At 71.5% G+C, this 9,381-nt stretch carries 7 protein-coding genes; all 7 read left to right on the top strand.

Annotation, left to right across the window (positions count from 1 at the left end):
• A partial coding sequence (locus ETD83_RS35530; protein WP_268920536.1) for a DALR anticodon-binding domain-containing protein occupies positions 1-238 on the top strand: 238 nt, incomplete at its 5' end.
• Positions 235-1,626 carry a diaminopimelate decarboxylase gene (gene lysA / locus ETD83_RS35525; RefSeq protein WP_138649587.1) on the top strand — a complete coding sequence of 464 codons (1,392 nt, stop codon included), beginning with the start codon at positions 235-237 and terminating at the stop codon, positions 1,624-1,626. The genes ETD83_RS35530 and lysA, both read left to right, overlap by 4 nt.
• A gap of 14 nt (positions 1,627-1,640) precedes the next feature.
• Positions 1,641-2,942, top strand: a complete 1,302-nt coding sequence (locus tag ETD83_RS35520; protein WP_138649590.1) for a homoserine dehydrogenase — start codon at positions 1,641-1,643, stop codon at positions 2,940-2,942.
• A 160-nt stretch (positions 2,943-3,102) separates the two neighbouring features.
• Positions 3,103-4,170, top strand: a complete 1,068-nt coding sequence (gene thrC, locus ETD83_RS35515) for a threonine synthase (protein ID WP_138649586.1) — start codon at positions 3,103-3,105, stop codon at positions 4,168-4,170.
• Positions 4,171-4,231: 61 nt separating this feature from the next.
• Positions 4,232-5,191, top strand: a complete 960-nt coding sequence (gene thrB, locus ETD83_RS35510; RefSeq protein WP_138649585.1) for a homoserine kinase — start codon at positions 4,232-4,234, stop codon at positions 5,189-5,191.
• Between the two features lie 450 nt (positions 5,192-5,641).
• Positions 5,642-7,741 (top strand): transcription termination factor Rho, encoded by a 2,100-nt coding sequence (gene rho / locus ETD83_RS35505; RefSeq protein ID WP_138649584.1) that lies wholly within the window; start codon positions 5,642-5,644, stop codon positions 7,739-7,741.
• Positions 7,742-7,936: 195 nt separating this feature from the next.
• The gene (locus ETD83_RS35500) at positions 7,937-9,358 is read left to right on the top strand and encodes a sensor histidine kinase (protein ID WP_230421398.1); all 1,422 of its coding nucleotides are present in this window, start codon (positions 7,937-7,939) and stop codon (positions 9,356-9,358) included.
• Positions 9,359-9,381 lie beyond the last annotated feature (23 nt).

The raw sequence follows: 9,381 nt of genomic DNA, 5'->3' as shown, positions 1-9,381 counted from the left end.
CGTGCGGGGGAGGGTCCTTCAGGCGGAGCGGGAACGGGATGCACGGCCGCTGATGTTCTGTTTGGAAAGAGTGGCCGGGGCGTACCACGACGTCCACGAGCGGTGTCCTGCCGTGCCGAAGGGCGACGAGGCCCCAGGGGCGGTGCACGCAGGACGGGTCGGCTTGGCGGAGGCCGTGAAGGTCGTCCTCGGCGATGGGCTGAACATGATCGGTGAAACCCCTAGAGAGCGGATATGAGTCGAGTACATCCTGCTGGGCCGCGGCACGCCGACGTCCTGCCGGAGGACCATCCGGCTGGTCCGGCGGACGACTTGAACGCGCTGGAGCCTACGATCTGGCCGCGGAGCGCCAAGCGGACCGGTGGGGTCCTGACGGTCGGCGGTGTCGATGTGCGGGATCTCGCACGTGAATACGGGACGCCTCTGTACGTCTATGACGAGGAGGACGTGCGGAGCCGTGCGCGGGAGTATGCGGCGGCTTTCCATGATGGGGACGTGCACTACGCCGGTAAGGCGTTTCTCTGCACGGCCGTGGCCCGGTGGTTGAACGATGAAGGGCTCGGTCTGGACGTGTGCAGTGGGGGCGAGCTTGCTGTTGCATTGGCGGCCGGGTTCCCTATGGAGCGGGTCACTTTGCATGGGAGCAACAAGTCGTCCTGGGAGATTGAGAAGGCGCTTGAGGCCGGCGTCGGACGGATCGTGCTGGATTCGTACGAGGAGATAGCCCGGGTGGGTTACCTCGCCCGGGAAAAGGGTGTCCGGGCCAAGGTGATGGTGCGCGTCACTACGGGCGTGGAGGCGCACACGCATGAGTTCATCGCGACCGCCCATGACGACCAGAAGTTCGGGTTCTCAAGGAGTTCCGGGGCTGCGCTGGAGGCGGTGCGGAGGGTTCTGGAGCTGAAGCAGCTGGAGCTCGTGGGACTGCACAGCCATATCGGGTCGCAGATCTTCGACGTGGACGGCTTCGAGGTGGCCGCGCACCGGCTGGCCGAGTTGCTGGTGGCCATCCGGGACGAGCACGGCATCGAGCTTCCGGAGCTGGACCTGGGCGGCGGCTACGGGATCGCGTACGTGCCCGGGGAGGAGCCGCACGACCCTAAGGCCATCGCGGACGGGCTGCGCAATATCGTCGCGCGGGAGTGCCGGGCCTACGAGCTGGCCATGCCGCGGCTGACGGTGGAGCCGGGCCGGGCGATCATCGGTCCGGGCGGCGTCACGGTCTACGAGGTCGGGACGGTGAAGGACGTCGAGGGCCTGCGCACCTATGTCTCGGTGGACGGCGGCATGAGCGACAACCTGCGGACCGCGCTGTACGGCGCCGAGTACACCGGGGCGCTGGCGAGCCGGTCGTCCGACGCATCGCCCATGCTCAGTAGGCTTGTCGGCAAGCACTGCGAAAGCGGCGACATTGTGGTGCGGGACCTGTGGTTCCCCGAAGATATTGCGCCGGGGGACCTTGTGGCGGTGGCGGCGACCGGTGCGTACTGTCGGTCGATGGCCAGCAACTACAACCACGTCCCGAAGCCCGCCGTGGTGGCGGTGAAGGACGGCAGGTCGCGTGTGATCGTCCGCCGGGAGAGCGCCGAGGACCTGCTGCGTCTCGATGCGGAGGTCGAAGCGTGAAACGCGGACTGCGCGTGGCGCTGCTCGGTTGCGGCGTGGTCGGCACGGAGGTCGTCCGGCTGCTGAACGAGCAGGCCGACGATCTCGCCGCGCGGGTCGGGGCGCCGCTGGAGCTGGCCGGGATCGCGGTGCGGCGGCCGGACCGGGTGCGCGAGGGCGTCGACCGGGAGCTGCTGACGACGGACGCGCAGGCGCTGGTGACCAGGGACGACGTCGACATCGTCATCGAGGTGATCGGCGGGATCGAGCCGGCCAGGTCGCTGATGCTGGAGGCGATGAAGTCCGGTAAGTCGGTCATCACGGCGAACAAGGCCCTGCTGGCGGAGGACGGCGCGACGCTGTTCGCGGCGGCGCGGGAGTATGGCGCCGACCTTTACTACGAGGCTTCGGTCGCGGGCGCCATTCCGCTGTTGCGGCCGCTGAGGGAGTCCTTGGTCGGCGACCACGTGCATCGGGTGCTCGGCATAGTGAACGGCACCACGAACTACATCCTCGACCAGATGGACACGCACGGCGCAGGGTTCAACGACGCGTTGGAGGAAGCGCAGTCGCTCGGCTACGCGGAGGCTGACCCGACCGCCGATGTGGAGGGTTTCGACGCGGCGGCCAAGGCCGCGATCCTGGCGCAGCTCGCGTTCCACACTCCGGTGACGGCCGCGGACGTCCATCGTGAGGGCATCACAGAGGTGAGCGCCGCCGACATTGCCGGCGCCAAGGGAATGGACTGCGTCGTCAAGCTTCTCGCCATCTGCGAGCGGGTTCCTTCAGCGGACGGACACAACGGGGACGGTCGCAACGGCCGTGGTGTATCGGTTCGTGTCTACCCAGCGATGATTCCCAGGTCGCACCCACTGGCGAGCGTCCGCGAGGCATACAACGCGGTGTTCGTCGAGGCGAAGTCGGCCGGTTCGCTGATGTTCTATGGCGCGGGGGCCGGTGGCGCACCGACGGCGTCCGCGGTGCTGGGCGACCTTGTCGCGGTGGCCCGGAACGTGGCCGGCGGTACACCCGGCCCAGTGGAAGTGACGTACGCGGAGCTTCCCGTATTGCCGATGGGTGAGACGGTCACGCGCTACTACATCCAGGTGGACGTGACCGACGAGGCCGGTGTTCTCGCCACCGTCGCCGAGGAGTTCGCCAGGCACGGGGTGTCGATCCAGGCCGTCCGGCAGGTCGGGCTGGGCGAGGAGGCACAGCTCGTCGTCGTGACGCACCGGGCACCTGACGCGGCCCTGGCGGCGACCGTCGAGGGCCTGCGCGGGCTGGACATCGTCCGCGAGGTGGCCAGCGTCATGCGCGTCGAAGGCGAAGAGTGACCCACCCCTCCGCCTCCGCGCGTTGAGAACGCGTTGAGAATAGGCGCCCTTCGTCCGGAGAGGGGCGAATCCCGCCTATAACGGTCGGCCCGGGGCCGGGGGAGGGGCCGTGGCACCGGTAGACTCCGGGCAACATCGCAGGTCATTCAGGGAGACCGACGTGAACGCGAACGCCCGCCCGTGGCGTGGCCTAATCGAGGAGTACCGCGACCGGCTTCCGGTGTCGGACGCGACGCCGGTCGTCACGCTGCTGGAGGGCGGCACGCCGCTGGTGCCCGCCGGCCGCCTGTCCCAGCTGACCGGCTGCGACGTGTTCCTCAAGGTGGAGGGCGCGAACCCGACCGGGTCGTTCAAGGACCGCGGCATGACGATGGCGATCAGCAAGGCCGCCGAGGACGGCGCGAAGGCGGTGATCTGCGCCTCGACCGGCAACACGTCGGCGTCCGCCGCCGCGTACGCGGTCCGGGCCGGGATGACGTGCGCGGTCCTCGTCCCCGCCGGGAAGATCGCGATGGGGAAGCTGGCGCAGGCGCTGGTGCACGGCGCGCGGCTCCTCCAGGTGGACGGCAACTTCGACGACTGCCTCGAACTGGCCCGGAAGCTGTCGGTCGACTATCCGGTGGCGCTCGTCAACTCGGTCAACAAGTACCGGCTGCAGGGCCAGAAGACGGCCGCGTTCGAGATCGTGGACGCGCTGGGCGACGCGCCCGACGTCCACTGCCTGCCCGTAGGGAACGCCGGCAACATCTCCGCGTACTGGATGGGCTACAAGGAGTACGCCGACGGGGAGGCCGCTTCGAAGACCCCGCGCATGCTCGGCTTCCAGGCGTCCGGGGCGGCGCCGTTCGTGAAGGGCGAGCCCGTCCTGAAACCGCAGACCATCGCGACCGCCATACGGATCGGCAACCCCGCGTCCTGGGATCTGGCGATCGCCGCGCGGGACGAGTCGGGCGGCGCCATCGAATCGGTCACCGACCGGCAGATCCTGGCCGCCTACCGGCTTCTCGCCAGGGAGGAGGGCGTCTTCGTCGAGCCCGCCTCCGCGGCGAGCGTCGCGGGGCTTCTGCAGGCGAGTGAGCAGGGTGTCGTCGCGTCGGGTGCCACGGTCGTCTGCACGGTGACGGGCAACGGCCTCAAGGACCCCGACTGGGCGATCTCAGGCGCGCCCGCCCCGACCACCATCAAGGTCGACGCGCACTCCGCCGCGTCGGAACTCGGCCTCACCTGACGTGAGCCGAACGAACGACGCGGGCCGGACCGACCGAGGCCCGACGGACAACGCGCCCCGGATGGACAACGCGCGCTGGACGGAAGGGCCCGTCCTGGTCCGGACGCCGGCCACCAGCGCCAACCTCGGGCCCGGGTTCGACTCGCTCGGCCTCGCGCTGTCCCTGCACGACGACGTCGAGGTCGAGGTCGGCACGGCGGACGGCGCGCTGACGATCGAGGTGGACGGCGAAGGCGCCGAGGTCGCCGACCGGGGTGAGCGGCACCTCATCGTCAGGGTGCTGCACCGCACCTTCGACCTGATCGACGGGCTGGCCGGAACCGGACCCGTAACGCGCCCCGGCGGCCTCCGGCTGCGCTGCCGCAACCGCATCCCGCACAGCCGCGGGCTCGGCTCGTCGTCCGCCGCGATCGTCGCCGGGATCGTCGCGGCCCGCGCGCTGCACCCGGCCGGGAACCTTCTGAGCGACGACGACGCGCTGCGCCTCGCCACCGAGATCGAAGGGCATCCCGACAACGTCGCGCCCTGCCTCGCCGGCGGCCTGACCGTCGCCTGGACGACCCCGCGCGGCCCCAGGCTCGTCCGCCTGGAGACACAGATCACGCAGGTCACGGCGTTCGTCCCGGAGCAGCGGCTCGCGACGGAGCGGGCCCGCGGGCTGCTGCCCGGCAGCGTCCCGCACGGCGACGCCGCCGCCAACGCCGGACGCGCCGCACTGCTCGTCGCCGCGCTCACCGGCGGGCTGGACGCGGACGTCCTCCTCGACGCGACCGAGGACCGCCTCCACCAGAACTACCGCGCGCCCGCGATGCCCGAGTCCGCCGCACTGGTCGAACGGCTCCGCGCCGCGGGCGTCCCGGCCGTGATTTCCGGGGCGGGACCCACTGTCCTGGCCTTCACAAGCGCATCACAAGTTGATTCGATAGTCCCCGAAGTGGGTAATGGGTGGCTCAAGCACCCGTTGGACGTCGCGACCCGCGGCGCACGCGTCGTGGCCGGAGAATCGGAGTTCCGGTCCTGATGGCGGCGCCGGGGGCGGGGGAGGCGTCTCGCCGCGGCCGACGCGGGTTCCGCCACGTTCCCGCTAGGTAAAATGCGAAGACATCGACCTCTGGGGAATAGCAGTGCGCCCTGGTGATGTTAGGCTGAATGCCGCACCAGATGCCCCGTTCGGGGCAGCGTGCTCGTCAGCCGCGCGTCACCTGACCGGCCACTCGGCCGTGTCGGTCCCGCGTACTAGGCTTCCCGACACCGTGACATCCCGTTGTCCGGCATTCCAGCGAAACTTCGGACGTGGCGGTAGCGGGAACACACGCGAGCGAACCGTCCCGTCCACCATCTGGCTGTGCCCAGAACACGCAGATCCCGGCCCCACCGTGATCAGCGGAGCCCGTCCCGGCGCCCCCGCCGGGCCGCACTACCGGGTCGGCTGGCCGAACGGCCAACGCCCGCTCCCTGGGAAGGACCCTTAGTGAGCGAATCCAGCGAACTCCTTACGGACGCATCGAGCACGGGAGCCGTCGACGCCGCGCAGGCCGCCGACGCCGAGCCCGCCACCCCCCGGCGCCGCCGCTCGGGCACCGGCCTGTCGGCCATGGTGCTGCCCGAACTCAAGGCGCTCGCGTCCAGCCTCGGCATCACCGGCGTGACCGGGATGCGCAAGAGCCAGCTCATCGCGGCCATCCAGGAGAAGCAGGGCGGCCAGGGGCAGGGCTCGGCGGGAGGCGAGCAGGGAGACGCTGCCGCGGCCACGCTCGACTCGGCCCAGCCCGACGCGGGCCGGGCCGAGCGCCCCCGGCGGACCCGCACGACCGCCGCCAAGCGCGACGTGTCCGACGACCAGGTGACCCTCGCCGAGGTCGCGCCCGCGGGCGAGCAGGCCCCGGCCCCCGCACAGGCCGAGCAGGCGGGCACGGCGGAGAAGACGGAGCCGGCCGAGAAGCAGGAGAAGGCGGAGCGGGACGGGCGCCAGGGCGGCCGGCAGCGGGGCGAAAGGCAGGACCGGGGGGGCGAAGGCCGCGGCGAGCGGGGCCGCGACCAGCGAGACCAGGGCCGGGAGCAGAACACCGAGGACGGCGAATCCCAGGGCGGACGCGACGGTCGTGACGGGCGCGACGGGCGCGAGAGCCGCGACGGCGGACGCGAGGGACGCGAAGGCGGCGGACGCCAGCGCCAGCGCGGCGGCCGGGAGCGCGGCGAAGGCCGCGACCGCGGCGAGCGTGGAGAACGCGGCGAGCGCGGTGACCGTGGAGAGCGCGGTGACCGCGGCGACCAGGGCGGCGGCCGCCAGCGCGGCGGCCAGGGCCAGAACCAGGGCGGCGGCGGCCAGCACGACGACGATGACGGCGGCGGCCGGAGCCGCCGCGGGCGCCGCTTCCGCGAGCGCAACCGCGGCCGCGGCCGCGAGCGCTACGAGGAGCCGGTGATCACCGAGGACGACGTCCTCATCCCGGTCGCGGGCATCCTCGACATCCTCGACAACTACGCGTTCGTCCGCACGACCGGCTACCTGCCCGGCCCGAACGACGTGTACGTGTCGCTGGCGCAGGTCCGCAAGAACGGGCTGCGCAAGGGCGACGTCATCACCGGCGCGGTCCGGCAGGCGCGCGAGGGCGAGCGGCGCGAGAAGTTCAACGCGCTGGTGCGCCTCGACACCGTCAACGGGATGGAGCCCGACCAGGCCAAGGGCCGCGTCGACTTCTCGAAGCTGACCCCGCTGTACCCGCAGGAGCGGCTGCGCCTGGAGACCGACCCCGGCATCCTGACGACCCGGATCATCGACCTGGTGTCGCCGATCGGCAAGGGGCAGCGCGGCCTGATCGTGTCGCCGCCCAAGGCCGGCAAGACGATGGTGCTCCAGTCGATCGCCAACGCGATCACCAAGAACAACCCGGAGTGCCACCTGATGGTCGTCCTCGTGGACGAGCGTCCGGAGGAGGTCACCGACATGCAGCGGACGGTGAAGGGCGAGGTGATCCACTCGACCTTCGACCGTCCCGCCGAGGACCACACCACCGTCGCGGAGCTGGCGATCGAACGCGCCAAGCGGCTGGTGGAGCTGGGGCACGACGTGGTCGTGCTGCTCGACTCGATCACCCGGCTCGGCCGCGCCTACAACCTGGCCGCGCCCGCGTCCGGGCGCATCCTGTCCGGCGGTGTCGACTCGACCGCGCTGTACCCGCCGAAGCGGTTCTTCGGCGCCGCGCGCAACATCGAGAACGGCGGCTCGCTGACCATCCTCGCCACCGCGCTGGTGGAGACCGGGTCCCGCATGGACGAGGTCATCTTCGAGGAGTTCAAGGGCACCGGCAACATGGAGCTGAAGCTCAACCGGGGCCTGGCCGACAAGCGGATCTTCCCGGCGGTGGACGTCGACGCGTCCAGCACCCGCAAGGAGGAGATCCTCATGGCGCCGGAGGAGCTGCGCGTCGTCTGGCAGCTCCGCCGCGTCCTGCACGCGCTCGACATGCAGCAGGCGCTGGAGCTCCTCCTGGAGAAGATGAAGGAGACGAAGTCGAACGCCGAGTTCCTGCTCCAGGTCCAGAAGACGACGGTCTCCGACGACCGCTGAGCCTGCGAGGCGCACGCCCCCGTCCGGAACGGTCCCGGGCGGGGGCGTTCCGCGTCCACGCGTGAGTGACCGGCCGTCCGCGGCCAGGGATGGTGGGGTTAGCCCCACCTCCGAATGGGCGGCGGACATCATGGTCGCCCCACTTCGTGCCGGGCAGGCTTGGACCGTACGTTGGAACGGGCATGGAGGGACGACGTGGGCGAGCTGAGCAGGGACCGCGGGAGCGGGGCCGCGACCGCCGGGGGCGCGACCGCCGGCGGCGCCGCGGCGCGGTGGGCGGCGGCGCGGTGGGCCACCGTGATGCAGGCCGGCGGGGACGCGGCGGGGACCGTCGCGAACAGCCCGTGGACGCCGCTCGCCATGCTGAGGTCGTCGCTGACCTGGCGTTCGGCGATCTACCTGGCCGTCAGCATGGCGTTCGGGCTCGGCTGGTTCATCGCGCTGGTGGTGGGGCTCTCCCTCTCCCTCGGCCTGCTGATCATCTGGGTGGGCCTGCCGATGCTGGCGCTGATGATGGTCGCGTGGCGGTTCGGCGCGATGCTGGAACGGCAGCTCGTCCGGGCGGCGTTCGGCGTCCGGATCGCGAGCCCCTACCGCCGGCTGCCCGAGGGCCGCAACCCGCTGACGAAGCTGAAGGGCATGGCGGGCGACCCCGCCACCTGGAAGGACCTCGCCTACCTCGCCGTGCTGTTCCCCATCACGCTGGTGGAGTTCGTCGTGTCCGTGACGGTCTGGGCGGCGACGGGCATGCTGCTGTTCATGCCGGTGATCGTGGCGTTGGACGGCAGCGGCGCCGAGGTCGGCGTCGGCTTCGTCTCGTACTGGGCCGGCAACCCGCTCGAGGCGCTGCCGATCTCCGTGGGCGGGCTGTTCTTCCTCGTCCTGGCGATGTACGTGACGCGGATCATGGCGATCGGGCACTCGGCGTTCGCCGGGCTGATGCTCGGCCCGAGCCCGTCGCAGAAGGAGAACCTGGAGCTGCGGCAGCGGACGGAGCACCTGCGGGCCAGCCGCGCCCGCGGCGTGGACGCGGCGGAGTTCGAGCGGCGCCGCATCGAGCGCGACCTGCACGACGGCGCGCAGCAGCGGCTCCTGGCCGTGGCCATGGACATCGGACGGGCCCGCGCCAAGCTGGACGACGACCCCGAGGGCGCGCGGGCGCTGATCGAGCAGGCCCACGACGGCACCAAGGAGGCCATCTCCGAGCTGCGCGACCTGGCCCGCGGCATCTACCCGGCGATCCTCACCGACCGGGGCCTGGACCCGGCGCTGTCCGGCCTCGCGGGCCGCGCGCCCGTCCCCGTCGAGGTCGAGGTGGACCTGCCGGAGCGCCCGCCGGCGGCGGTCGAGAGCATCGCCTACTTCATCGTCGCGGAGTCGCTGGCGAACATCGCCAAGTACGCCCGCGCGACCCGCGCGAGCGTCCGGGTCGCCCGCGACGACCGGTGGGTGGTCGTCGAGGTGATCGACAACGGTGTCGGCGGCGCGGTGGCGCGGCCCAAGGGCGGGCTCGCCGGGCTCGCCGACCGGGCCGCGACGATCGACGGGATGCTCATCGTGGACAGCCCGCCCGGCGGCCCCACGATCGTCCGCGCCGACCTGCCCTGCAACTGGTGACCCGGGGCGGGGCCCGCCGCCTC

The sequence above is a fragment of the Actinomadura soli genome, from assembly GCF_005889715.1.
In the GTDB taxonomy this organism is placed as follows: domain Bacteria; phylum Actinomycetota; class Actinomycetes; order Streptosporangiales; family Streptosporangiaceae; genus Spirillospora; species Spirillospora soli.
Note: the sequence above shows the minus strand (reverse complement) of the source record. Positions and strands in the feature narration are given on the sequence as shown.